The organism is Aureimonas sp. AU40 (genome assembly GCF_001463785.1).
Lineage (GTDB): Bacteria > Pseudomonadota > Alphaproteobacteria > Rhizobiales > Rhizobiaceae > Aureimonas.
This window is the reverse complement of sequence record NZ_BBWL01000027.1, coordinates 45,930-68,224: the sequence shown is the minus strand read 5'-3', so window position 1 is coordinate 68,224 and position 22,295 is coordinate 45,930. Positions and strand designations below refer to the sequence as shown.

General features: G+C 67.2%; 26 protein-coding genes. 6 read left to right on the top strand and 20 right to left on the bottom strand.

Annotation, left to right across the window (positions count from 1 at the left end; all coding sequences use genetic code 11):
• The 15 genes from AUL32_RS08795 to AUL32_RS08735 all read right to left on the bottom strand — a co-directional run.
• On the bottom strand, positions 1–318 hold a 318-nt coding region (locus AUL32_RS08795), incomplete at its 3' end, for a gene transfer agent family protein (RefSeq protein ID WP_062113794.1).
• The gene (locus tag AUL32_RS08790) at positions 318–731 is read right to left on the bottom strand and encodes a phage major tail protein, TP901-1 family (RefSeq protein WP_061976661.1); all 414 of its coding nucleotides are present in this window, start codon (positions 729–731) and stop codon (positions 318–320) included. The genes AUL32_RS08795 and AUL32_RS08790, both read right to left, overlap by 1 nt.
• 81 nt (positions 732–812) lie before the next feature.
• Positions 813–1,226 carry a DUF3168 domain-containing protein gene (locus AUL32_RS08785; protein ID WP_061976662.1) on the bottom strand — a complete coding sequence of 138 codons (414 nt, stop codon included), beginning with the start codon at positions 1,224–1,226 and terminating at the stop codon, positions 813–815.
• A gap of 241 nt (positions 1,227–1,467) precedes the next feature.
• On the bottom strand, positions 1,468–1,800 hold the full coding sequence (locus AUL32_RS08780; protein WP_062113791.1) for a phage head closure protein: 333 nt from the start codon (positions 1,798–1,800) through the stop codon (positions 1,468–1,470).
• 1 nt (position 1,801) lies between these two features.
• Complete coding sequence (locus tag AUL32_RS08775; RefSeq protein WP_062113780.1) at positions 1,802–2,362, bottom strand: head-tail connector protein; 561 nt, start codon at positions 2,360–2,362, stop codon at positions 1,802–1,804.
• Positions 2,363–2,437: 75 nt separating this feature from the next.
• Positions 2,438–3,691, bottom strand: a complete 1,254-nt coding sequence (locus tag AUL32_RS08770; protein ID WP_062113777.1) for a phage major capsid protein — start codon at positions 3,689–3,691, stop codon at positions 2,438–2,440.
• Positions 3,679–4,221, bottom strand: a complete 543-nt coding sequence (locus tag AUL32_RS08765; RefSeq protein ID WP_244497748.1) for an HK97 family phage prohead protease — start codon at positions 4,219–4,221, stop codon at positions 3,679–3,681. Before AUL32_RS08765 ends, AUL32_RS08770 begins: the two co-directional genes overlap by 13 nt.
• Before the next feature lie 5 nt (positions 4,222–4,226).
• Positions 4,227–4,574 carry a DUF6107 family protein gene (locus AUL32_RS08760; RefSeq protein ID WP_062113771.1) on the bottom strand — a complete coding sequence of 116 codons (348 nt, stop codon included), beginning with the start codon at positions 4,572–4,574 and terminating at the stop codon, positions 4,227–4,229.
• Between the two features lie 19 nt (positions 4,575–4,593).
• Positions 4,594–5,790, bottom strand: a complete 1,197-nt coding sequence (locus tag AUL32_RS08755; RefSeq protein ID WP_062113769.1) for a phage portal protein — start codon at positions 5,788–5,790, stop codon at positions 4,594–4,596.
• 289 nt (positions 5,791–6,079) lie between these two features.
• Complete coding sequence (locus tag AUL32_RS08750; protein ID WP_061977863.1) at positions 6,080–7,300, bottom strand: DNA-packaging protein; 1,221 nt, start codon at positions 7,298–7,300, stop codon at positions 6,080–6,082.
• Between the two features lie 140 nt (positions 7,301–7,440).
• The gene (locus tag AUL32_RS08745) at positions 7,441–7,806 is read right to left on the bottom strand and encodes a hypothetical protein (RefSeq protein ID WP_062113766.1); all 366 of its coding nucleotides are present in this window, start codon (positions 7,804–7,806) and stop codon (positions 7,441–7,443) included.
• 302 nt (positions 7,807–8,108) lie between these two features.
• Entirely contained in the window at positions 8,109–8,762 is a 654-nt protein-coding gene (locus tag AUL32_RS25095) for a hypothetical protein (RefSeq protein WP_156421378.1), read from the bottom strand.
• 156 nt (positions 8,763–8,918) lie between these two features.
• Positions 8,919–9,104 carry a DUF3892 domain-containing protein gene (locus AUL32_RS24490; RefSeq protein WP_244497755.1) on the bottom strand — a complete coding sequence of 62 codons (186 nt, stop codon included), beginning with the start codon at positions 9,102–9,104 and terminating at the stop codon, positions 8,919–8,921.
• 316 nt (positions 9,105–9,420) lie between these two features.
• Positions 9,421–10,407 (bottom strand): IS1595 family transposase, encoded by a 987-nt coding sequence (locus AUL32_RS08740; protein WP_062113764.1) that lies wholly within the window; start codon positions 10,405–10,407, stop codon positions 9,421–9,423.
• A gap of 72 nt (positions 10,408–10,479) precedes the next feature.
• On the bottom strand, positions 10,480–10,974 hold the full coding sequence (locus AUL32_RS08735; protein WP_082659430.1) for a YcgN family cysteine cluster protein: 495 nt from the start codon (positions 10,972–10,974) through the stop codon (positions 10,480–10,482).
• A 180-nt stretch (positions 10,975–11,154) separates the two neighbouring features.
• On the opposite strand from AUL32_RS08735, the gene AUL32_RS08725 reads away from it, so the two are divergent.
• From AUL32_RS08725 to AUL32_RS08705, 4 genes are all read left to right on the top strand, one after another.
• The gene (locus tag AUL32_RS08725) at positions 11,155–13,329 is read left to right on the top strand and encodes a transglycosylase domain-containing protein (protein WP_062113760.1); all 2,175 of its coding nucleotides are present in this window, start codon (positions 11,155–11,157) and stop codon (positions 13,327–13,329) included.
• A gap of 61 nt (positions 13,330–13,390) precedes the next feature.
• Positions 13,391–13,978, top strand: coding sequence for a DUF1214 domain-containing protein (locus AUL32_RS08720; protein WP_062113757.1), 588 nt, complete (start codon positions 13,391–13,393; stop codon positions 13,976–13,978).
• On the top strand, positions 13,971–14,564 hold the full coding sequence (locus AUL32_RS08715; RefSeq protein ID WP_062113754.1) for a DUF1254 domain-containing protein: 594 nt from the start codon (positions 13,971–13,973) through the stop codon (positions 14,562–14,564). Before AUL32_RS08720 ends, AUL32_RS08715 begins: the two co-directional genes overlap by 8 nt.
• 732 nt (positions 14,565–15,296) lie before the next feature.
• Positions 15,297–16,412 carry a hypothetical protein gene (locus AUL32_RS08705; protein WP_062113749.1) on the top strand — a complete coding sequence of 372 codons (1,116 nt, stop codon included), beginning with the start codon at positions 15,297–15,299 and terminating at the stop codon, positions 16,410–16,412.
• 381 nt (positions 16,413–16,793) lie between these two features.
• Here AUL32_RS08705 and AUL32_RS08700 read toward each other — a convergent pair whose 3' ends face one another.
• The 3 genes from AUL32_RS08700 to AUL32_RS08690 are packed head-to-tail and all read right to left on the bottom strand — an operon-like array spanning position 16,794 to position 19,582.
• Entirely contained in the window at positions 16,794–17,141 is a 348-nt protein-coding gene (locus AUL32_RS08700) for a DUF1491 family protein (protein ID WP_062113747.1), read from the bottom strand.
• A 10-nt stretch (positions 17,142–17,151) separates the two neighbouring features.
• Positions 17,152–18,003 carry a peptidoglycan-binding domain-containing protein gene (locus AUL32_RS08695; RefSeq protein WP_062113744.1) on the bottom strand — a complete coding sequence of 284 codons (852 nt, stop codon included), beginning with the start codon at positions 18,001–18,003 and terminating at the stop codon, positions 17,152–17,154.
• Positions 17,945–19,582: a sensor histidine kinase gene (locus tag AUL32_RS08690; protein ID WP_244497753.1), complete on the bottom strand. Its 1,638-nt coding sequence runs from the start codon at positions 19,580–19,582 to the stop codon at positions 17,945–17,947. The genes AUL32_RS08695 and AUL32_RS08690 overlap by 59 nt, the downstream gene beginning before the upstream one ends.
• A 453-nt stretch (positions 19,583–20,035) precedes the next feature.
• On the opposite strand from AUL32_RS08690, the gene AUL32_RS08685 reads away from it, so the two are divergent.
• On the top strand, positions 20,036–20,782 hold the full coding sequence (locus AUL32_RS08685; protein WP_062113742.1) for a DUF5330 domain-containing protein: 747 nt from the start codon (positions 20,036–20,038) through the stop codon (positions 20,780–20,782).
• Positions 20,783–20,845: 63 nt separating this feature from the next.
• Positions 20,846–21,277 (top strand): SufE family protein, encoded by a 432-nt coding sequence (locus AUL32_RS08680; protein WP_061976681.1) that lies wholly within the window; start codon positions 20,846–20,848, stop codon positions 21,275–21,277.
• Here the strand turns inward: AUL32_RS08680 and AUL32_RS08675 are convergent, their stop codons facing one another.
• Both AUL32_RS08675 and AUL32_RS08670 read right to left on the bottom strand, forming a co-directional pair.
• Positions 21,278–21,748: a DUF6456 domain-containing protein gene (locus AUL32_RS08675; RefSeq protein ID WP_062113737.1), complete on the bottom strand. Its 471-nt coding sequence runs from the start codon at positions 21,746–21,748 to the stop codon at positions 21,278–21,280. It abuts the gene before it with no gap.
• A 2-nt stretch (positions 21,749–21,750) separates the two neighbouring features.
• A complete protein-coding gene (locus AUL32_RS08670; protein WP_061976683.1) occupies positions 21,751–22,155 on the bottom strand; it encodes a helix-turn-helix domain-containing protein in 405 nt (134 codons plus the stop codon).
• Positions 22,156–22,295 lie beyond the last annotated feature (140 nt).

Genomic DNA, 22,295 nt, shown 5'->3' with positions numbered 1-22,295 from the left:
CTCCTCGCCCGTGCCGAAGGCCGCTTCCAGAAGCTCGGCCGCCAGCGCCGCCGCGCCCGCCGCGCCTCGCTCGAAGCGCATGGCGGCGACCGCCTCGTCGCTCGCCGTCTCGCCCGCGCCGCGAAGGCCCGCTGCGATGATCCGGGTCAGATCGCGCGCCGAAAGCCGGCCCGAGCCGAAACGCTGGGCGAGCGCGGCGATGTCCTCCAGCGCGAAGGCGTCCTCCAGTTCGGCCAGCGCCCCCAGCGTCAAACAAAGCCGGTGCTCGCGCCCGTCTATCATGGCGGCCACCTCGCCGCGTCGCCGGTTCGCACCCATCAGATGGCCTCGAAGGTCAGCGCGCCGGCCGATTCCAGCGTCATCTCGAAGCTGACCTCGCCATTGTGCTCGCCGGCATATTCCAGCGCTGTGATCTGAAACGGCCCGCTGACACGCCCAAAATCCGGGATCACGGCCTGGAAGGGCGCGATCCGCCCTTCGAAGAAAAGCTTGCGCACTGCCATGTCGGAGGCCGCGTCCTTGAAGATGCCGGCGCCCGACAGTGCCGCGCGCTGCACGCCCGCCCCGCCCAGAAGCTCGCGCCAGCGCCCAGCGCTGTCGCTGTTGGTCACGTCCACCGTCTCTGCGTTGAAGGAGATGCGGCGCGAGCGAAGCCCCGCCACCGTCTGAAACACACCGCTCGTTTCCGCGTCGAGCTTCAGGAGAAAGTCCTTGCCCTTTTGCGCGCCCATGGCCGCCTCCAAAATTTTGCGCATTAAAAAAGGGCGGCTCGAAAGCCGCCCTCGTGTTCGATTAAAAAGTCTGGTGCTGGCTCAGGAGGCCAGCGGCTCCGTCACCGCGCGAAAGCGCAGGATACCGTGATAGGCTGGCGAGTCCGGCTCCTGCCGCGCCTCGGCGAATTGCAGCCGGAGGTTCACCAGACGATGCGTCTCCAGCGGCAGGCTCGCGTCGTTCAGCCGGCCCGCGATCTTGTCCATGATCTCGTAGGTTTCCTGCTTCGAGCCGCCCTTGGCCCAGACATGCAGGGTCAGGATATGCTCGGCCCCGTCCTCCGTGCCGGTGGACCAGTCGATCACCGCCGTCCGTCCCAGCGTCAGATAGGGAAAACTTGCCCGCTCGGGCACGCGGTCGAAAATCTTCGGGCCGCCGAGAAGCTTGGTCAGCGCCGCGTCGGCCGTCAGCGCGCCGAGGATGGTCGTCTGCAATTCCGCCGAGGGGTGCGACATGCTCTGAGAACCTTTCCATGCCTGCGATCACGTCTGATACATCATATAATATGACGTGAGCATTACGGGCGCCATTCCCGATTCGTTAAAATTGCGTGAGGATTTTCCCGGCCCGGGTCGCTTTCGCGAAGACGAGCCGCCTCCTCCCGTTGGTCTAAGCGCTCGGCAAGCGCCTCGACCACCCGCCGTCGCATCTCCTCGCGAAGCGCGGCTCTGTCGAAACGCACTCGCACTAGGCCGATCATGCTTCCTCCTCGCAGCGGCAGACGAGCCAGCGGCCGGTCTCGTCGGGGTCGTGCAGGCTGCGGATCAGGAGCCGCCGCGCCCCCAGGCGAAACGCCATTCCCCGTACGAGGCCCGCCCGCGCCCGCAGGGTGACGCGATGCGTGATCGCGACGATCCGCTGCCCGAGCTTCTCCTCGACGATCGCGGTCAGGGGCTCGACGCGAACCGAGGTCTCGCCCACCTCCACCCAGTTCTCCCGCGCTCCGCCGGAGCCGTCCGTCACGAGGTCGTTGCGCTCGATCGCCGCCCGCTTGGTCAGAAGGCCGGGGTCCAGAAACAGGAGCGCCATGTCAAAGCCTCGGCGCCCGAAAGGGAGCGATCAGCGCGCGCGCCAGTGGCGGCATGAAAGCCGGCTGCAGCGCTGGGCCGACCGTGCCGCGCGTTTCGAACGCGGCCGCCGCCAGGCGCAGGATGGCGAGCTTCAGCGCTTCCGGCACATCCTCCGCGCGCTGCCCGGCCCGAACTTCCACCTCTACCCCGTTCGGCGCGCGACCAGCGAGCCCAGGCGGCAGGATCAGATGTGCGCCGAAGGATTTAGCCTCCAGCCGAAACGAAGCGGGATCGAGCGGCGCCGCCGTTCCCCGCTCGTCGAAGCCGATCGCCTCCAGCACGCTGCGGATCGGGCGCCGACGGATGGCGAGAACCGCGCTCGCCGGGTCCGGCTCGAAGGCGATGCGCACGCGCCGCTCGGTCAGCACCAGCCCCGTTTCCGCCTCCACCGCCTGCCGGGCGGCCTTCAGGCAGGTGGCCACCAGCGCGTCCTCGTCGTCGCGGTCGAGCCGTAGAAACGCCTTCGCCTCGGCCAGCGAAACCGGCTCCGCCGAGGTCTTGTCCAATTCGATCCAGATCATGTCCCGCCAGCCCCGTTTGAAACGAAAAAGGGCCGGGCGTGTGCCGCCCGGCCCCGTCCTGCCGTCGCCCCTCCGTCAGGCGGAGAAACGCAGATACTTCGCCGCGTCGAAGTCCTGAATGCCGCCGCCGACCCGCTTGGTCGTGTAGAACAGGACGTAGGGCTTGGCGGAGTACGGATCGCGCAGAACGCGCACGCCCTGGCGGTCGACCACGAGGTAGAAGCGCGAGAAGTCGCCGAAGGCGATGGCGCTCGCCCCCGCCGCGATGTCGGGCATCGCTTCCGCTTCAACAACGGAAAAGCCCATCAGGCTCGCCTTGGCGCCGACGGCGGCCGGCGGCTGCCAGAGATAGTTGCCCTCCGCGTCCTTGAGCTTGCGCACGGCGCTCTGCGTGCGTCGGTTCATCACGAAGGAGGCGTTCTGGCGGTAGCCCGCCTTCAGGGCGTAGACGAGGTCGATCAGCGCGTCGGAGCCCCCCGCCGCCGCGAAATTGCCATTGACGCCGGTCGAGACCGTGCCGACCTTGCCCCAGGCCCACTGCGCCTCGGGCACTGTGTCGTAGCTCATGAAGCCCTTGGGCTTGGCCGCGCCGTCGCCGGTGACGAAGGCGACGCCCTCCTGCGTGGCGAAGGCCTGTTCCACCTCCTCGCCGATCCAGCTGTCGATGTTCACCGCCGCGTCGTCGAGAAGCGCGTTGGTCGCGGCCGGCATGGCGTAGAGCTCCATGGTCGGGAACACGAGCTCGCCGAGTTGCGGCTGCGCGGTCTGCGGCCGGGCATCCGTCTCGCCCACCCAGCCGGTCTGCGCTCCATTCAGCGCGAACGGCTTCTTCAGAACGGCCGCCGACACAGCGCGGATGCCCGCAATGCCTCGGATGGGCGAGACATTGGCAAGGCGCCGGCCGATCTCAGCCTCGGTCTCGGGCGGCACCAGAAAGCCGCCATCCGCGCCGACGAGGCCGGACATCGCCTTTTCCTCCAGGCGCCGCATCCGCCCCTCGTCGCCGGCGCGGACATAGGCCTCGAAGGCCGAGCGGTGTTCGCTCGGCAGGGCCTGCGCGCCCTCGCCGCCCACCGGCGGGCGCAGATTGCGCAGCACCAGGCGCTCCATGCGCTTCTCATGATCGTCCATCGCCTTGGACAGGCGATCGACCTTCTCGTCGGTCACCGGGTCGGCGCTCATGCGCCGCTCGATCTGATCCAGCCGCTCGTCGTTCGCCTCGCGAAAGGCGTCGAAGGCGCGCATCAGTTCGTCCAGCGTGTCCGGCCCCGCCGCGCTCGCGCCCGTGCCGGCCTTGGTCTCGATCGCGCCGCTCGTCATCGTCTGCATGGGATCTCCTTGATGGAAGGGGAAAGGGTGGCATCCGCGATCCGCCGGGCGGCGGCCGCGAAACGGTGGAGGAGATCGCCGCGCGCTTCGCGCACCCGCGCCGCTTCCTGCATGGGGAAGGTCACGATGGAGATCTCCAGAAGGTCGATGTCGAGAAGCAGGCGCCGAGCGCCCCTCTCGCGGAGCGGGCGGCTCGCCCGCGTCCGAAAGCCGATCGAAAGCCCGTCCAGGGCCTCGGCGCGAAGCAGCGCGAAAGCCTCGCGGCCCTGCGCCGTGTCGAGCGCGAGCTGCCCTTCGGCTAGCAAGCCGCGCCCGTCCTCGATCAGTCTGGTCCAGACGCCGATCGGCTTCGTCGGGTCGTGCTGCCACAGCATCCGAATGCCGCCGACGCCCCGCTCGCGCAGCGCGCGGGCGAAGGCACCGGGCCGGATGCGGTCGCCCGACAGGTCCGTGCACTCGAAAAGGCTGGCATAGCCCGACACGAAACCGGGCGACGGCGGCGCGGCCGCCGCGCGCGAAACGTTCGGCACGCTCCTCACGAGCCGCCCCCGCGCCGGCCGGCGGCAGCCGCCAGCCCTTCGGCAAAGCGCTGGAGAACGCCGAGCGCCCACCAGGCGCAGAGGCTGGCGGCGGCCGAGCCGATCAGCGCCAGTTCCGCCGCGCCGATGCGCTCGGTGAAGCCGAGATGATCGGCCAGCGCCAGCCCGGCCGGCCCGCCGAACACGAGGCCCGTCACCGCACCGGCCAGAAAGCGCACCGCCGCATCCCTTCGCCCGGCCGGCAGCAGGTAGGCGATCGAGATCACCGATCCGCCCACCGCCCCGGCAAGCTTCGCGCCCCAGAGCGCGAGCGGCGAGACGACGTCTCCCGTCATCGTATCCATGATGGTTCCTTTCGAAAGCTCAGCGCCGGCGCGGCCCGTAGCCGACCGCCTCGCGCTTCTCGTCGTCGTCCAGAAAACCCGCCGCCCCCAGCCGCGCCCAAAGCGCCTCGCGCTCGACGGACAGGCCCTCGACCCGGTCGGCGTCGAAGCCCAGCCGCAGCCTTCGGCCGGGCTCGAACCCTTCGTCGAGCCAATCGCCCAGCGCGGTCAGCAGCCGGCCGAGCAGCGGCAGGACGGTGAGCCGGAACAGCGCCCGGTTGGCCTCGGCGTAGTTGGCGTAGGTCGCGTCGCCCGGAATGCCGAGCAGCATGGGCGGCACGCCGAAGGCGGTGGCGATGTCGCGCGCCGCGCCGTTGCGTGCCTCGATGAAGTCCATGTCGCGCGGGGTCAGCGCCATGGCCTTCCAGTCCAGCCCGCCCTCCAGCAGCATGGGCCGCCCCGCCCTCGCCGCGCCGGCATAGCCGCTTTCGAGTTCGACCTTCAGCCGCTCGAACTGGTCGGCCGAAAGATTGCCGCCGTCGCCGGGCTGGTAGACCAGCGCGCCGGAGGGCCGGGCCGAATTGTCGAGCAGCGCCTTGTTCCAGCGCGTCGCGGCATTGTGCAGGTCGAGCGCGGTCTGTGCGGCCTGGAGCGGCGCAAAGCCCTCGCCATCCCCCAGCGGGTGGAACAGCCGGATCGCCAGAACCGGCGCCGCCCCTTCCTCCGCTTCCAGCGGCAGGCGCCGCGCGCTGGAGCCGGCGCGATACTCCACCGCTTGCGGCCACCCGTCCGCGCCGCAAAGGACGCGCACCCGGTCCGGCCGCAGAGCGTGAAGCTGGCGCGGCTGTCCACTCAGCGAAACCGCCTCCACATGCGCCGCGCCCGAGAGCAGCAGATGCCCGCAGAGCGTTTCCAGAAAGCCCGGCCCGTCCTGCATCGGGTTTGGCCGGCGCAGAAGGTCGAGGATGGGATGCGTCTCCACCTCCGCCGGGCCCTCGTAGAGGAGGATCGGAACGGCGGCAGCCGTCTCCGCAATCAGCCGGACGCAGCGATAGACCACCGGGTTCTGCATGAAGCCGACCCGGGAGAGCGCGGCATAGGAGCGCTCGCTCCAGGCCGCCGCGTCGCCCGAGCCACCGCCGAAGACGAGTGCGCCGCCGGTGGATTTGCGTTCGGGCACGCGCGCGCCCTCGCCGCCCAGGCGCGCCAGCGCCCGCAGCCGTAAAGCCAGTCCCATGGATGTCTCCAGATGTTTTGGTGAGCCGCACGGCCTGCTTGGCCAAGTGCAGCGAAGGAGAACCAAATTGCTTGTTCGTCCCGCCAAAGGCGGACGGGAACCAACGCCGCGTTGGTCATCGACGCGAGCGAAACGGCACTGAGGCCTTAGGGAAGGTCGCGCTAGGCGAGAGCCGTCCATCGCCTCGAAATGCGCCTGACGAAATCTCCGGTCAGAGAATGCCGCAGGGCCAAGCCTTCGCGACGAGAAGACCCGACCGGCCGACCCTCGCGAGGCTTTGTCAGGTCCATTAAAGACTGCGAATGCGCGGCGCCGCCTGCGCCTGCGTCAGCGCCGTCACCGCCCAAACCAGCGCGTCCAGCCGGTCGGGCGAGCGGCCGTTCGACAGGCCATCCGGCCCGAAGTCGCACATCTCGTCCTCCAGTTCGGCGAAGCTGCCGGCATGGCGCACGCGCCCTTGTTCGTAGAGCGTGGCGACGGGCTCGGCCCGCAGCCACTTGCCCCGCGTCGCCCGCACGCTGGAAACGGGCAGATGCGGCGCCACCGCCGCGATGACCGATCCCACCATGTCGCCCCCCTGGTTCACCTCTGCGACGATGCGGTCCGCCTCGACTTCGGCAAACAGCGACACGGCCCGCGCCGCCCATTCCGGCGGCTTCAACCCGCGTCGGCTCCGATCGGCCAGCACATAGACGATGCCGTCCTCGCCCATCCCCGCCGCCACGAGACCACAGGCGTCGGAGCGCTGCGTCGCCGTTGCCGGCGGGTCCACCGCCACCACGACACGGCGAAGGGCCGGCGCGGCGCGAACCCGCCCTCGGTCGATCGCGGCGCGGCTGAACAGGGCATCCTCGCGCCCGTCCACCAGCTCGCCGTCGAGTTCCTGCCGCCCGAGCCGCGATCCGCCATAGCGCGCCTCCATTGCGGCCAGAAAGCCGGGCGCCAGATGAGCGCGGTTTTCCACGGTGCGCATATGAGTCACCCGCGTTCCCGGCTCGGCCATCAGGCGTTTCAGCAGCGGCACGGCGCGCGGCGTCGTGGTCAGCGCCATGCGGGGCGTCTCGCCGAGACGCAGCGCCAGTTGCAGGTTGTCGAAACAGTCTTCCGCATGGGTCCATTTGGCGAGTTCGTCGCCCCAGGCCGCGTCGAACTGGTAGCCGCGCAGGGCGTCGGGGTCCTCCGAGGAAAAGATCTGAGCCACCGAGCCATTGGCGAAGACCAGCCGCCGTCGCGTCGCCTCGAAGACCGGCCGCGTCTCGTAATGTAGCGCCTTCAAGCCGCTCTCGCCCTCGACCATCACCTCACGCGCGTCGCCCAGCGTTTCCGCCACCAGCGCGATGCGCCCGTGAACGCGCCCGGCCAGCGGCTTTTGGCCGAGCGCCAGCGCGCGCACCCATTCCGCCCCGGCGCGGGTCTTGCCCGAGCCGCGCCCGCCGATCAGCAGCCATTGCCGCCAGTCGCCCGGCGGCGGAAGCTGGGAGGGCCGCGCACAGGCCGCCCAGTCCGGCATGGCCCGGACGATCACTCGTTTAGGCTGGCGGGCGATCTCCGCCTCGACCGCCCGCCAGAAAGCGGCGTCGCCCAGCGCCGCCCCGTCCCCCTCCATCCCTTCCAAATGCGCGCCGTCCGCGATCGCCCCGGCCGCCTCTCTCAAGACGCGGCCTCCGGCCCCGGCGCGAACAATCCGCCGCGCTCCGCCCGGCGCGCGTCCAGCGCCCGCAGTCGCTTCAGCATCTCGGCGCGCAGCCGCTCGGTTTCCACGTCGTCCCCCTCTGCCGCCGCGCTGCGGCCCAGCGCCTCGATCTCGCGCAGTTCCAGAAGCTTCTCCAGGCTGCGCGTCAGTTGGCCGATCGCCTCGATCCGCGCCTTCCCGTCCGCCGATCGAAGCGGGGTGTTCTCATCCCCGTCCGTCCCCCTGCGCCGCGTCGGCCGGCCCGCTTCCAGCTGCGCCAGTTCCTCCGTCAGGGCTCGCAGCAGCCGGTCCGACAGCAGTTTGGACCTCGCCTTTCCCGCCATGCTTGTCCCCCAAAGCAAAAGGCGGCCGTTCCTTTCGGAACCACCGCCTCTAAACCCACTCTCTCGATTGTGTCAGTACCCTACCTCGGCACCGTCACGCTGTCAATGACTATTTTCCTAATTACATACGTGACAAAGCAAGGCTGAGTCGCTAGGTTTTTGGGCGTGACAGGCTGGCATTTGCCTTTGAAGGGCGAAGGAGATGAATGAAGATAGGAAAGATTTCATGCGTCAGGATCTGGATATAGAGATCACTGCTGGCATGATGGCTCGCCTCATTGAGGCCTTGGAAGAGTCTGGGTTCATTGGGGAGGATGGAACGGGATCTGTACCGCCAACCCTAGCTTTCGAGCTATTGGATCAAGCGCTGAACAATCCTTGCTCTGGAGGAGTGAGGGCTCAATCAGCTGAGCGAGAAGCATTAAGTTTTCTCGAATTCCATCGCACTCGCCAACCATAACTAGAATGTCGTTTTGAGATGTCCCAGGAATTGTACGTGGATCAAGATTTGACATCTTGATAAGATTGGCTGGGATTAGCATAGGCTCTATTAGTCGAACGTAGATTGTTCCTCTTTGAGTTTTGCCATTTAGCAAGTTGCCATGGGCGCAGCGATTTCGGATCTTTTTTGTTCGGCGAATTTTTTTTGAGATCTCGTCAAATGACTTGGTCAAAAACTCGACCATATGAGCATGCTTACTGCTGATGGTGGCTATATTGGACAGCCGCAGATCGATCATTTCTTTGACAAGTTCTAGCTTTCTGTCGACGCTGTTTGTGCTGTATATGGTCAGGCTCGCAAGGGTAGTGTCCTGAGCTAACGACAGCCTACCCAGGATGATTGCAAAGCAGCTATCAATTCCGCTGAAAGCCAGCATTGCTCGACCTACGGCTTCGTATAGCTTCTGTGTCTGAGCTTCTAAATCGCGCGCCTCTGATTTCGATAGGTTTTCCATGGCAAACTCCGATGACCAGAAACGGGACGAGGTTCTAAAGCGCCTTCTCCAGACTCCACCGCAGCCGAAAGGCCCGAAGGAGGGCGGAGGTGTCGGGCGCGCACAACAGCGCGCGCCCGATGGGTCTATGGACAGTGAGGGAGTGCCAGGAGATTGTTAAGGCTCGGTGCCATCGGACTCGGTCTTAATGTAGCGGCGGCCATTCCGGCTTGAGGTAATAATCCAGACCGAATTTCCGGCGGTATCCACCGTCCAAAATTTGTCTCCGCCGTCGATGAGGTTGATCATTTGATCGACGGTGCGGTACCAGCCGCTCCCACCTGAGCCACCGACGCCTCGCATGCGTCGGTCTCGATCGGCGTTGTCTGGCTTGTGGCATGTGACTTGGAAAGTGCCCACGTAAGGCTCCTATAAAGAGAGCCGGGCTTGACCAAACCACGAAACCGGATCTTTATGCCGGTGTTCATATCGCGTCTGTCCCGCAGCCTGGCTCTAACGGGTTGTGCGGGCAACTCCGGGACCGCTGGCGCCAACCGGCGGTCCCACTGAGTCGTCAGCCAAGCATTGCGGGCTACACTCAACTTCAAGTCAAGCCTGTTCCGCCTTTGTCCCGGACTTCCACATCTTGCGCTTGTGGAGGAAGCGCTGCGCCTTCTGCTTAGGTTTGACCGGCTTCGTTAATCCCCCGATAGGTCAATCGCTTGCCTTCAGTGCCAGCAAGAGCGAGATCACGACGCTGAACGTCTGAGACGCCAAGCTTGGAGCGGGCGTTGTAGCGGAAGCCGAACTCAGCAAGATAGCGGTGAAGATGGGCCTCGCCGCAGTGGTGATAGACGCCCTTCATGCCGCGCTTGAAGATGCCGAAAACGTTCTCAATCGTGCTCGAATGGATCGCGACACCAGCCTCATAGCGGACGTACTCGCCAGCGGAATGCTTGGTGGTGGCATGACCGCCTTTGAACTCAGTGCCGAGGTCTGTGTAGAGGCGGCTTTCGTCAGTGTAGAAGATGCTCTCGCGAGAGACGTTGTGAACGACGATATCGCGGACGCTGATCTTGGTGGCGTGATTGACGTGGAACATGCGGACCATGCCGCCGCGCTCGACGAGGCCGATGATCGTGCGCTTGTGAGCGCCGCCTGACTTGCCGCTTTTGGTCGGGGTCGCGACACGGCCACGGCTGAGCTGGGCGGGTGTTTCGCACTTACCGAAGTAGGTCTCGTCAGCTTCCACCGTCTTGCCAGCGCCACCGAGAGGGCCGGAAGACGCAACGTCCTCGCGCATAGCCTCGCGAATGCGGTGGCACATGAACCAAGCGGTCTTGTAGGTGACGCCGAGCATGCGGTGGATCTGGTGAGCGCTCATGCCCTTCTTGGAGGACGTGAGAAGGTGGGTGGCCAGGAGCCACTTGTTCAGGGCGATCTTGGAGCGCTCGAAAACGGTTCCGACCGTGACCGTGAACTGACCACGGCAAGCCTTGCACTGGTAGAGGCCAACGCGGTGAGCTTTACCGGCGAGCCCGGTGATCGTGGTTTGGTCGCAGTTGCCGCAATGAGGGCAGATCGCGCCGTTCGGCCAGCGAATGCCCTCAAGGTGGACGCGGGCCGCATCGGCGTCGGTGAAAATGGGGTTCAGCAGGTCGGTCATCAGTGCGGCTCCTATCATCTGACCGTAAACGATGACCTCTGCTTTGTCACGTATATAATTAGGATTATTTTCCTATTTAGGAATTTCGACCTTTTCACCGATCGCAAACCCGTCCCCGGGGTCCTCCCCGGGCCAGTCCGCCAGATGGTCCTCGTAGTCTTCCAGCTCCATGCCCTCTTCGCTGACGGTCTGCCCCTGCACCGAAATGCCCGCCAGATGCACGGTTTCCGGGTCGCCCGAGATAAGCGGGTGCCACCATCGGAGATCCCGCCCCTCGGCCACCAGCCGATAGCCGCAGCTCGGCGGAAGCCAGGGGATGGAGCGCACCGTCGCGGGGTCGAGCGCGACGCAGTCCGGCACGCTGTCGAACCGGTTGGGATAGTCGGAGCAGCGGCAGCTCTCGCCGTCCAGGAGCTTGCAGGCGACGCGGGTCCAGATGATGTCTCCGGTGTCCCAGTCTTCCAGCTTGTTGAGGCAGCAGCGTCCGCAGCCGTCGCAGAGCGATTCCCACTCCGGCCCCGTCATCTCCTCCAGCGTCTTGCGCTTCCAGAAGGGTATGTTGCTCAAAGACCGCACCTGCCGATTTGCTTCATCATTTCCGCTTTTGGCCTTGTTCCGCCATGCAATCTCCACACCTCTTCCCCCACGAAGGGGCAGGCGAGGAAGGCAGGTTCGATTGTCTCCCGAACCGCTTCCTGTAGAATGAGCCGACAGGCGGCGGAAGCCTGCCGGAGGATGGTGTAGACCGTGCCCAGACAGAGCCCGACCAAGCCCGGCAGACGCAAGCTCCCCTTCGGCCTGATCGAGATCGATGCTTGGCTGGACAGCAGCTTGTGGCGGTTTTTTCATGGCCTTTCCAGCTTTTGGGAAAGCGTCACGATCTTTTCGCGAAGGTTTCGCGTGCGCGGGCCCAACCGTGTGGCCGTGGAGCTCTGCTGCGAGGCGCTGACGCTCGGGCTCGGCGGCTTCGTCGTGCTGCTCGCCCTGTCCCAGCCCGCCATGAAGATGACCCGCCACGGCCTGCCGCAGCAGGCCGACTTCTCCGTTCAGTTCCTCGATCGGCACGGCAACGAGATCGGGCGGCGCGGCATTCTCAAGGCCAATGCCGTGCCGATCGACGAGATGCCCGACCATTTCGTCAAGGCGGTTCTGGCGACGGAGGATCGCCGCTTCTTCGAGCATTGGGGCATCGACTTTCTCGGCCTCGCCCGCGCGCTCGGCGAAAACGCCCGGGCGGGCGGCGTCGTCCAGGGCGGCTCGACCCTGACGCAGCAGCTTGCCAAGAATGTCTTCCTGTCCAACGAGCGCTCGCTCGAGCGCAAGATCAACGAGGCGTTCCTCTCGCTCTGGCTGGAAGCCAATCTCACCAAGCGCGAGATCCTCGGCATGTATCTCGACCGCGCCTATATGGGCGGCGGCACCAATGGTGCGGCGGCGGCGGCCGAGTTCTATTTCGGCAAGAATATCCGCGACGTGAATCTCGCCGAGGCCGCCATGCTGGCCGGCCTGTTCAAGGCGCCGACCCAATACGCCCCGCACAACAACCTGCCGGCCGCCCGCGCCCGCGCCAACGTGGTTCTCGGCGCCATGGTGGATGCCGGCTTCATGACCGAGGGCCAGGTCATCGCCGCGCGGCGCCATCCCGCGACCGCGGTCGACCGAGCCTCCGTCATGCAGTCGCCGGACTATTTTCTCGACTATGCCTTCGACGAGATCCAGCGCCTCGCCGCCGATCTGCCGCAGCGCACATTCGTCGCGCGCACAACGATCGACATCGGTCTGCAGAAGCTCGCGGACGAGAGCGTCGATTTCCACCTTCGCCAATACGGCAAGACCTACGGCGTCGAGGAAGGCGCCATGGCCGTGCTGGATGACGACGGCGGCATCGTCGCGCTGGTCGGCGGGCGGGATTACGGCCTGTCGCAGTTCAACCGCGCGACCCGCGCGATGCGCCAGCCGGGCTCGTCCTTCAAGGCCTATGTCTATGCCAGCGCCATGGAGAACGGCCACAAGCCGACCGACTTCATCGTCGACGGCCCGGTGCGCGTCGGCAACTGGATGCCGCAGAACTACGGCAACAGCTTCGCCGGCCGTATCCAGATCCAGGACGCGATGGCCCGGTCGCTGAACACGGTCGCCGTCAAGCTCAGCCAGGAAACGGGGCCGGGCAAGGTCGCCGCGCTCGCCAAGTCCTTCGGCGTGGAGACGCCGCTGCGCGGCGACAAGACCATCGCGCTCGGCACCAACGAAGTCACCGTGCTCGATCAGGCGACGGGCTATTCCGTCTTCCCGGCGGGCGGCCTGTCCTCGCAGCGCCATTCCGTCGAGCAGATCCTGCTGGCCGACGGCACGGTGCTTTGGGACGCGCGCCTCAACCTGCCGCCGCGCCACCGTGTGCTGTCGGAACAGGCGACGAAGAGCATGAACGAGATGTTCGTGCGCATTCCCGAGATCGGCACGGCGCGCCGCGCCCGCCTGTCCATGACCCGCGCCGGCGGCAAGACCGGCACGACGCAGGGCTATCGCGACGCTTGGTTCGTCGGTTTCACCGGCAATTTCACCGCCGCCGTCTGGTACGGCAACGACAGTTTCAAGCCGACCAACAAGCTCACCGGCGGCGGCCTGCCGGCCATGACGTGGCAGCGCTTCATGGAAGCGGCGCACCAGGGCGTGGAGCTACGGCCCATCCCCTATATCGACAATCCCATCCCCGCGCCGGGCTCGGTCGAGGTGGCCAAGGCGGAGGGCGAGGGTGAAATCCCCCGCATCTCGCGCCCCAGCCTCGTCAACAACGCCACGCAGAAGGTGCTGGCCGATGTCGAGCACATGCTTCTCTCCGCGCCGCCCGTGCCGGCCGAGAAGTTCGCGGCGGCAAGCGGCCCCTCCGCCGTGCCGCCGGCCCGCCCCGTCGCCAGCCCATGATGCGAGCCCCTCCCCTCGAGGGGTCTGGCGCGCGGCGGCATTCGGGGCGATAGAGCGGGCGATGCGCTTTCTGTTTCTGATCCTTCTCACCTTCGGGCTCGCCCTTGGCCTCGGCACGCTGTCCGTCGCCTGGATGATCGACCATTTCGAGGGCACCGAGATCGTCGTGGTCGGCCCCTGGCATGCCGACCGCACGGCCGGCTCCCCTTCGGCCGACCCCTATGCCAAGGCGCGCCAGGCCCGCTCGGGCAATCTGACGCTGGGCCTTGGCGAAGGCGTCGCCTTTCGCGCGCGTGTCGATTCCGACAATCGCGAACTCCGGCGCGAATGCTCCTATCGGCTGGAAGGCGCCTATCCCCCGGCGCGCATCGCGACGCTCGCGGCCTATGATTTCGACGGGCGCCTGATCGAGGCAGGCGGCGAGCGGCCCGATCATCTCGTGTCGCTGAACTGGATGCGCGAGGACGACAACGCGGCGGTGATCGCAGTCGGCCCGGTGGCTAGGCCCGGCAACTGGCTGGCGACGGCGGGGGACGGCGGCTACATCCTCGCCCTCACCTTCTACGACACGCCGGTCAGCACCGACAGCGGCGCCGCGCCCATCCCGATGCCCCATATCGTCAGAACGGATTGCCAACCGAATGGGTAAGCTTCTCCTGGCGATCCTGATCGGCCTCGTCGGCGCGGGCATCGTCCATATCGCCGTCATCCTGTCGATTCCCGGTCAGGCCGACAACGACGCCTGGAGCCGCCTGTCGCGGCTCGGCCCAGCCTTCTCGACCGTGCGGATCGGCTTTGCCGAGCCGGAGGGCGATCGCCACGCCGGCTCCCCGGCGGGCTTCGTCTTCGTGGACCCCGCCTTCATCGACGTCGCCTGTCGCTTCTCGGTGGAGGATGGGCCGGTGCGCCTGTTCTCGGACGACAAGACGCGCTTCTGGACGGCCTCGATCTATGCGCGAAACGGCGACAATCTTTATTCGATCAGCGAGCGCGTGGCGCTCGAAGGACGGCTGGATCTTCTGGTCGGCACGGCCGAACAGCTCGACCTCGCGCGCATCGAAGGCTCCTCCAGCACGATCCCGACCGTACCGGTCGCCGTCACCGGCGAGGAAGGCTATCTCACCGTCCGCGCCTTGGTTTCCGCCGAAAGCGAGCGTCCCTTCGTGGATCGCTTCGCGCGCTCTGTGATCTGTCGCCCCGCGACGGCGGAAGAAGCCGGCACGCCCGCGTCCTGAGAGGCTGTTTGACGGCGCGGCAGCTTAAGGGCCAGCGCGTTATTCCTCGATAACTACGAGGCGCCAAACGCCATCGAGACCTTTGGCATGGCCAGACATTCGCGACGACACCGGCACCGAAAAGAGCCGACGATCGGCCGACACAAAGAGGTTTTGGGTAGCGCCCTGAGGCGCGCTCCACCATTACCGACGACGCCGTGAAAGCCCGGCGCCGTCCGCCCAATTTAAGCGCTCTGCTCGTCCTGTGCGACCGACACCCGGCGCATCAGAGACCGATCGTCCCGCGTCAGCGGCCGCAATTCCGACAACCGCTCGCGGCGAATGCAGGGCAGGATGACGATGTTTCCGCCCTCGGGTCCGGCCCATTGCCGGCTTGCCAGGAAAGGCCGTCGCGGCGGGACGAGTTGATGAACCTCTGCCATGTGTTTCCCCTCTCTCGTTTGGCCGGACGTCCACTCCTTCCAACGACGCCCAGCCTTGCGACGGAGTCACCGGATACGCGGGGCTCGATCATCGAACCTCCCGTCCCAATGTCCGATCTATGGTTCGCCGATGGGGAAACAACCCGACGGTCGGCGCTGCGATGTCCGAGGCTGGCGCGGGCCTTGCAGCCCCGGCGTCCCACTGCCTCCGACAGGGAAGATTACACATTTGCAAGGTTAACAGGTTGCTAAGAATTTTGCTCTAATCCTGACGGTTGCATGGCCGCCACACTGTAGCTTCTGGAGCACCATGAAGGACGCCGCACCGCGTATCTTCCGATCCCTCGAACGTCAGTTCGGCCTCGGAGAGTTCGACACCGTCGTGGCCGCAGCCGTTGCGACCTTCGGCTCCCTGCGCAATCCGAGCGCCACACAGGTGGAGGATCTCAGCCGCCTCGTCGTGCCCCTCTGGGGGCGCACGCGGGACGAGACCAAGCGCAACGTCGCGGCCTCGCTGTCTCACGCCAAACGTGTGCCGCGCTCGCTTGTGGAACTCCTGATGGAGAGCCCCGTCGAGGTCGCCGCGCCGTTCCTCGTGTCCAGCCCGGCGCTGAGCGACTCGGACCTTGCCGCCCTAGCCTCTTCGCCGGACGAGCGAATCGCCAAGCTCGTGCGCAACCGCGACGCTCGCGGCGCGCAGCCGCCGGCCGCCCTTCCGCTGGCGCTTTCGGAACAGGCAGCACGCGCCGAGACGCCCGTGCCGGCCGCTGTCTTCGCCGCCGTTCCGGACGTCGTGCCAACCGCTGCAGTCGCACAATCCTCTGCCGAGCCCGAGCCCCAGCCTGAGCCCATGATCGAGGCGCCCTCGCTCGCCGCCGACTTCCTGTCGCAGACCCCTTTCAACGCCCGCGCGCCCTCGCCTGGGCGCCGCATGCCGCCGCGCAACGCCGACGAAGCGCGCGAGCTTCTGCGCCGCCTCGCCACCGCCGGGCGGGGTCAGCCCAAGCGCGAAGCGCCGGGCTTGCCCGATCTCATGAACGCCGCCTTCGCCCGCGAGGACGTGCTCTTCTACGAGACGCTGAGCGACATTTTCCGCTTCGATCCCGACACGCTTTCCCGCCTGATCGACGAGCCGTCCGGTGAGACGCTGGCCGTCGCGCTTCGGGCGCTGAAGGCGAGCTCGGCGGATGCCTTGAGCATCCTGATGCTGATGAAGCCTTCGGTCGGGCTCGACGTCGCGACCTTCGATTCCATGGCGCGCTTCTACAACGCGCTGAAGCCCGAGGATTGCCGGGCCGTGATCGCGGCCTCCGGCACCCGGTACCAGCCGCTGACATCGCCGGAGACCTATCGCCAGGGCGAGCCCGCCCGCCGCGACTTCGGCCGCCGCTCCGAACGCCCTCTCGGCCGCGAAGCCAAGGGCTGACCGGGCGTCCTTCGACGAATCGGAAAGCCGCCGCGCGGGCTCGATGGCCCGCCGGCAGAGATCGCAGATCAGTTGTAGAATAGGCCTGGCACGGCCACTCAAGAAACCGGGGCCGAAATCTGGCAGTTTCAGCTGCCATTTCGTTTAGCCGCTCACGTCGCCTCGAAGGCTTGAGCTAAGGCGTCGGCATCGACTGATGCCACTCCTTGTGAGCGACCGAGATCTCTCGTCCATCCTCAGCTTGTAGGTTTTGTCCCAGGGTCTTCGAGCCCTGGCCGCGCACATCGGCCTATGCTTGGACGGCCCCAAGCTCTCGGAGAGCCTCTGAGGCGGCATGCTCCCGGTCCCGGACTGATTCGACAACGTCGCACTGCGGGCTGTTCAGGGATCGTCGCCCTCGGGCTTGACCACCTCAAGATAGGTTTCCGGCGTTTCGGTCTCGATCTCCACCACCCAGAAATCCGGGTCGAACCTGGCCTCGCGCGCGAGGCGCTGCGACAGGCCGTCCTCGTCGCGCGCCGCCTCGCGAACGAAGCGGCGTTCTCCGCCCTCCGCGGCCAGCGTCTGCGGAGCGGGGCCAAAGAGCTGGAACTCGCCGCTGCGGCTGCGTGCGACCACGAAGATCGCTCCCGCCGCTTCCGCGCCACGCCGGCCCACAGTCGCAAAGCCGCCGTCGCCGAAGACGCGGCGCACTAGCGCCGCGACGAAGATTTCGCTGGTCAGGCGCATCGTGGCCCGATCATCGCATGGCCGAAGCGCCGCTGTCGCCGAGGCGCGCCAGCACCTCCTCTGACGGCTCGCCGGTCACGTCCAGGCTTTCCAGCGCTTGGAAGGTCCTGATCGCCGCGCGCGTGCGCTCGCCCAGAATGCCGTCCGGCTTCAGGTCCGCGACGCGCGCTTCCGCGAGCCGCGCCTGAATCTGGCGCACCAATTCGCTTCCCCCCGCCGACGCGATGCCGCCCGTCGAGGCCGGATCGACCCCGCCGCCGCTCGCCAGCCGGGCGATCGGATCGTCGCCGAGCGGCGGTGGTGGGTTGGCGGCCTGGCGCAACTGCGACAGGAGGAGCGGCGTCGCCATGCCGTCCACCTTCAGGCCCTTGGCGGATTGGAAGTCGCGGATCGCCATGTCGGTCGCCTGTCCGGCGCGCCCATCGATCTCGGCCCTGTAGTAGCCCTGCTGGGCGAGCAGCTGCTGCGCCTCGTGCACCATGGGAAAGGGCACGATGCGCGGATCGTTGGAGGGCACGGGCGGGGTCGCCGCGTGCCGCGCGGTCGGCACCGGGGCGGCCTCGGCCGGGCTGGAAAGGCGGGCCGAGGCGAGGCGCGAGGGCTCGGCGCCGCGCGTCATCAGCATCGGGTGCGGATGGCGTCCGGTCTGCCGGTTCAGCGCATTGTCCGCCACGACGCCCGCGAGCGTCGAGAACAGGGCGAGGCTGCCGAACAGGACGGGCCGGGCCGCGACGATCCGCGCCCCCGCGAGAAGAGCGAGGGCTCCGGCGCGACCGGCCGCCGCGCCCAGGCCTTCGGCCTTTTCAGGCCGAGCGGCGGGTCGGGAAGGCTTGCGAGGAGAGACTGGCTTTTTGGCGGGCATGGGTCAGGGCTACGACGTTTTCGGGAGGGGTTTCACCGACGCGCGCGCGCTCGGCACAATTGGTCGGGATGCGCACCGTGACGGTGGTGCCGCGTCCCTCTTGGCTCTCGATCTCCATGGTTCCGTGGTGAAGCTCGGCGAATCCACGCACGAGCGACAGGCCGAGGCCGGTTCCCTCGTAGCGGCGGCTGGGGCCGTGCGAAAGCTGGACGAAGGGCCGGCCGAGGCGGCCGATATCCTCGTGCGCGATGCCGATGCCGGTATCCGACACCTGCAGAACGAGATCCTCGCCCTCGATCCGCGCACCGAGGCAGATCGTGCCTTCCTCGGTGAACTTCACGGCATTGGCGAGAAGATTGACCAGGATCTGCTGGCACACGCGCCGGTCGGCGGTGACGAGTTCGGGCTGCTCGGCCGTGCGCAGAACGAGGCGAAGCTGCTTGCGATCGGCCTCGCAGCCGACCATCTCCGCCGCCGCCAGCGCCACGGCCGCCACGGGAAAGGGCTCCATGGTCAGGTCGTAGCGCCCGGCCTCGATCTTGGACATGTCGAGAAGGCCATTAACGATCTCGAGCAGGTGCAGGCCCGAGCGGTGGATCACGCCGACATAATCCTTCTGGCGCGGATCGTTGAAGGGGCCGAAGGTCTCGCCTTCGAGCAGCTCGGAAAAACCGACGATGGCGTTCAGCGGCGTGCGCAGCTCGTGCGAGATCGTCGCTAGGAAGGCGCTCTCGGTGCGGGACGGCGCGGCGGCCTCGGCAAGAGCGGGCGCAGCAGCGCCTTCGGTCTCGCGGATCGCGGCGTCGAGGCGCAGAAGCGCGCCCTCGTCCGAATGAATCGGCGTCAGCGTCACGAGGCAGGTGCGAAACGCGCCGGGCTCTGCGCCGCGCAGGCGGAGCGCGAGCTCCGTCTCACCCTGGCCGAGGCGCATGGCGTCGAGCGTCTTCAGAAAGGCCACGCGGTCGAGAAGGTGGAGGCGCTGACTGAAGGCCGTGCCGGCCGAGGGGCCGCCAATGAGGCGCCCTTCCGCGTCGAGCGACAGGGCGGCCAATGCCGGCTTGGCGCCGCTTGCGTCCGACGGGCGGACGGCCAGTCGATGCAGCACGAGGGCCACATAGGCGGTGATGGCGGGGAGCGCGAGGGTCGTGCCGGCAAAGCCCTGGTCGCTCGGGCCGAGGCCATGCAACGACAGGAACCCGACGAGACCCGCGCCCAGAAACACGGCCGGCAGCATCAGGCGAAACAGCAGCGTCTGCCCGGCCAGCCGCGCCTCGACCGGGCCGACGGCCAGAAGAAGCAACGGCCAGAAGCTGTCGACGCGAACCGACAGGAGAGCCAGCATCCCGGCCACCAGCGAGTAAAGGCCGGCAGCGGCCAAATCCGTCTCGCCCGTCGCCGCCACAGCCACGGCCGCGACGAGCGCGCCGAAGCCGAGCACGGCGGCACAAGCGATCGCGGATACGCCGAACCCAGCCGCGCCCAGAAGCGGGGCGGCCATGGCGCAGACGAGGCCGGCCAGAACCAGCGCGCCGCAGAACGAGGCGAGCCGACGCTTGGCCGCAAGGCTTTCGCCCGGCACTTCGATCAATGCCTGGCACCGATCGGCCCACGCCCTGCCCGCGCGTCGCAGAACTCCTGCATGTCCTGCGTTCCGCGCGTTTTCCAATGGAATCATCATGGATCCACACGTCTCGGTCGGGGCATCCGGCGTCGTCATGACACCTCCGTACCGTCATTCAACATGGGTCCGATCTTGGCTCTTAACCTTTTAAGGAAGCCATAAACCTCAGCACGGGATCGGCCGATCGGCGTCCGGGTGGCCCATCCCCAGGCGCTTTTAGGTTCATGGTTAACCAGCGATTAAGGATGAAATTTCCACGGCTTAACCTGTGTCGAAAATACGCCGGGGGGCGATCTTCGGCCCCTATCCCCTTCCAATCGCTCACGCCCCCCTGCAATTCGACTCGAATTCGAGGCAAACTGAGCGTCCGGGGATCGTCAACCGGAACAGGGTCTTACAGGTCGTCCGTCCATGCGCTTCTTGATCAAGATCGCTTTTCTCATCGGCCTCGTCGCGCTCTTCCTGCCGGGCCGGTCCGACAAGGAAGAGGGTCACGAGCCCGGCCTATCGCCGGTTGTGCTTCTCTACGGCGTGCAGCAGGCCTTCTCCGATCTCGGCAGCTTCTGCGAGCGCTCGCCGGCCGCCTGCGCCACCGCGCGGGACGCCGCGAGCTTCGTCGCCCAACGCGTCACCGAAGGCGCGGCGATCGGCTACGGGCTGATCCGCGAGAAGGTCGCGGGCCTGCCGCCCGAGCCGCCGGCCGACGCGCGCCCGGCGCCCAAGGCCTATACGCCGCCCGGCGCGGCCAGGCCGGCGGGCGCGCGCCCGGCAGGCGAGATGACGACCGGCGCCGTAGCGCCCAATGGCGCTCCGATGCTCGCGACCACCAAGGCTCCGGGATCGGCGCAAGCGCCCCGCGCCCTCGCCTTCGCACCGGCCGAGCGTGTGCCGTCCGCCGGCTTCGCCCCGCGACCCGCGCCGGCCACTGCCCTTCACGCGCCGCAGCCCTATCGCCAGCCCGTGCCGGCGAAGACCGCAAGCGAGCCGGCGCGCACGGCTTCCGCGCTTCCCGCCGAGTTGGACCATGTTCCCGGCAGCCCCAAGCCCTTCCGCATGCCGGCCATGGCGGGCGGCGCGCGCGACGCGGCCCATCCGCTGCCCCAGGCCATCGTACCGCCGGAGCGCGCGCCCGTCCCCCGATTCGCCCCGCGCGCCTGACAAGCGCGCCCGCTCTTCTTATATGAGCGGTTGAACAGGGCCGGGCCGAAGGAATCAGCTGGTATGAGGACGATCGAGGACATCCAGGGCGATTTCGAGCTTCTGGACGATTGGGAAGACCGCTACCGCTACGTGATCGAACTCGGCCGCGAACTTCCACCTATGCCGGCGGACGATATGAACGAGCACACCAAGGTGCCGGGCTGCGTCAGTCAGGTCTGGCTCACCAGCCAGAGCGACGGGGCGACCCCCCCGCATCTCAGCTTCCGGGGCGAGTCGGATGCCCATATCGTGCGCGGTCTGGTCGCAATTGCACTGTCGGTCTATTCCGGCCGCAGCGCGCCGGAGATCCTGGCGACCGACGCAGAGACGATCTTCAAGAGCCTCGGGCTCAAGGAGCATCTGACGCCGCAGCGCTCCAACGGTCTGCGCTCCATGGTGGCCCGCATCCAGCGCGACGCGAAGACCGCGCTGGAGGCGCAAGCGGCCGCCTGATCAGGGCTCCGCCGTCCAGCCGCGCAGCCCGCCCCTCCCCTCGCCCGCCTGATGAATCAGGCCATAATGGCGCGCCAGCGCGCCAAGACCGGCCTTGAGCATGAGCTTGGCCGAGCGCACTGGCCATTGCCGCTCGCGCTCGACCTGCTCCGTCCCCTTCAGGAAGCAGCAGACATCGACCAGCACGCCTGAAAGCTCCGGCCCCACGGCCGTTAGCGCGGCGCCGACGCGCTTGCGGCAGTCCAGCGCCGCATCGCCGAGATCGTTTCCCGACGAGCGGCTGCGCCCCGAACCGGGGAGCCCGTCCCAGCTCTGCGTGACACGCGGCATCATCGCGCCCCGCGTCCAGTCCCGCCGCAGGCGCTCGCCCGCCTCCGCCTCGGGCGCGGTGAGCCAGGGCTGGCCATCCGTGCCGCGCCGGGTTGCCAGCCGCGCCAAGGGCGATTCGTCGCTGATGCTTCTTGCCGCCATGCTCATATCCCTTCTCCATCCTCGTTCGGCACGGTAAGCCGGCGGCAGGCCTTGGCCAGATTCTCCATCCGCGTCAGCAGCCGGTCGAAATCGGGATCGTCGCGCTGGTCCTCGATCCGCTGCAGAGCGTAGGCGACGCTCGATCGGTCTCGCCCGAACCCCTCCGCCACCAGAAGCGGCGGAAGCTGGAAGGCGACATGCGCGAGATAGATCGCGGTGTGCCGGGCATGGGCGATGTCGGCCCGCGCACGGTGCCGCGAGAGCATGTCCTGCGCCGAGATGCCGAGAAAGGCCGCCACGATCTCGCACGCCACATGGCACTGCAGCCGGCGCTGCGTGGGCGAGACGGGCACGAAACAGGGATGCGCCCGGGGACCCTGATTCGGCCGATAGGGATGGGGAGACATGAAGGTCCTCGTTTCGGTCACCAGGCGACAAGATACGGCCCGTCCGGCCATGTAGGAATGTTTTCTTATTTGTTCTTTTTTTGTTCTATCTTCAAACCCCTGCCGCCCAAGGGTTTGATGCCGGCTTTTCCACAAGCCTC

What these genes read in the sequence shown, in the direction of transcription:
- AUL32_RS08790 (WP_061976661.1), bottom strand. Translation starts at nt 731, where the DNA reads ATGGGCGCGCAAAAGGGCAAGGACTTTCTCCTGAAGCTCGACGCGGAA.
- AUL32_RS08785 (WP_061976662.1), bottom strand. Translation starts at nt 1,226, where the DNA reads ATGTCGCACCCCTCGGCGGAATTGCAGACGACCATCCTCGGCGCGCTG.
- AUL32_RS08780 (WP_062113791.1), bottom strand. Translation starts at nt 1,800, where the DNA reads ATGGCGCTCCTGTTTCTGGACCCCGGCCTTCTGACCAAGCGGGCGGCG.
- AUL32_RS08775 (WP_062113780.1), bottom strand. Translation starts at nt 2,362, where the DNA reads ATGATCTGGATCGAATTGGACAAGACCTCGGCGGAGCCGGTTTCGCTG.
- AUL32_RS08770 (WP_062113777.1), bottom strand. Translation starts at nt 3,691, where the DNA reads ATGCAGACGATGACGAGCGGCGCGATCGAGACCAAGGCCGGCACGGGC.
- AUL32_RS08760 (WP_062113771.1), bottom strand. Translation starts at nt 4,574, where the DNA reads ATGGATACGATGACGGGAGACGTCGTCTCGCCGCTCGCGCTCTGGGGC.
- AUL32_RS08755 (WP_062113769.1), bottom strand. Translation starts at nt 5,790, where the DNA reads ATGGGACTGGCTTTACGGCTGCGGGCGCTGGCGCGCCTGGGCGGCGAG.
- AUL32_RS08750 (WP_061977863.1), bottom strand. Translation starts at nt 7,300, where the DNA reads ATGCCGGACTGGGCGGCCTGTGCGCGGCCCTCCCAGCTTCCGCCGCCG.
- AUL32_RS08745 (WP_062113766.1), bottom strand. Translation starts at nt 7,806, where the DNA reads ATGGCGGGAAAGGCGAGGTCCAAACTGCTGTCGGACCGGCTGCTGCGA.
- AUL32_RS25095 (WP_156421378.1), bottom strand. Translation starts at nt 8,762, where the DNA reads ATGGAAAACCTATCGAAATCAGAGGCGCGCGATTTAGAAGCTCAGACA.
- AUL32_RS24490 (WP_244497755.1), bottom strand. Translation starts at nt 9,104, where the DNA reads ATGCGAGGCGTCGGTGGCTCAGGTGGGAGCGGCTGGTACCGCACCGTC.
- AUL32_RS08740 (WP_062113764.1), bottom strand. Translation starts at nt 10,407, where the DNA reads ATGACCGACCTGCTGAACCCCATTTTCACCGACGCCGATGCGGCCCGC.
- AUL32_RS08720 (WP_062113757.1), top strand. Translation starts at nt 13,391, where the DNA reads ATGCGCTTTCTGTTTCTGATCCTTCTCACCTTCGGGCTCGCCCTTGGC.
- AUL32_RS08715 (WP_062113754.1), top strand. Translation starts at nt 13,971, where the DNA reads ATGGGTAAGCTTCTCCTGGCGATCCTGATCGGCCTCGTCGGCGCGGGC.
- AUL32_RS08705 (WP_062113749.1), top strand. Translation starts at nt 15,297, where the DNA reads ATGAAGGACGCCGCACCGCGTATCTTCCGATCCCTCGAACGTCAGTTC.
- AUL32_RS08700 (WP_062113747.1), bottom strand. Translation starts at nt 17,141, where the DNA reads ATGCGCCTGACCAGCGAAATCTTCGTCGCGGCGCTAGTGCGCCGCGTC.
- AUL32_RS08695 (WP_062113744.1), bottom strand. Translation starts at nt 18,003, where the DNA reads ATGCCCGCCAAAAAGCCAGTCTCTCCTCGCAAGCCTTCCCGACCCGCC.
- AUL32_RS08685 (WP_062113742.1), top strand. Translation starts at nt 20,036, where the DNA reads ATGCGCTTCTTGATCAAGATCGCTTTTCTCATCGGCCTCGTCGCGCTC.
- AUL32_RS08680 (WP_061976681.1), top strand. Translation starts at nt 20,846, where the DNA reads ATGAGGACGATCGAGGACATCCAGGGCGATTTCGAGCTTCTGGACGAT.
- AUL32_RS08675 (WP_062113737.1), bottom strand. Translation starts at nt 21,748, where the DNA reads ATGGCGGCAAGAAGCATCAGCGACGAATCGCCCTTGGCGCGGCTGGCA.
- AUL32_RS08670 (WP_061976683.1), bottom strand. Translation starts at nt 22,155, where the DNA reads ATGTCTCCCCATCCCTATCGGCCGAATCAGGGTCCCCGGGCGCATCCC.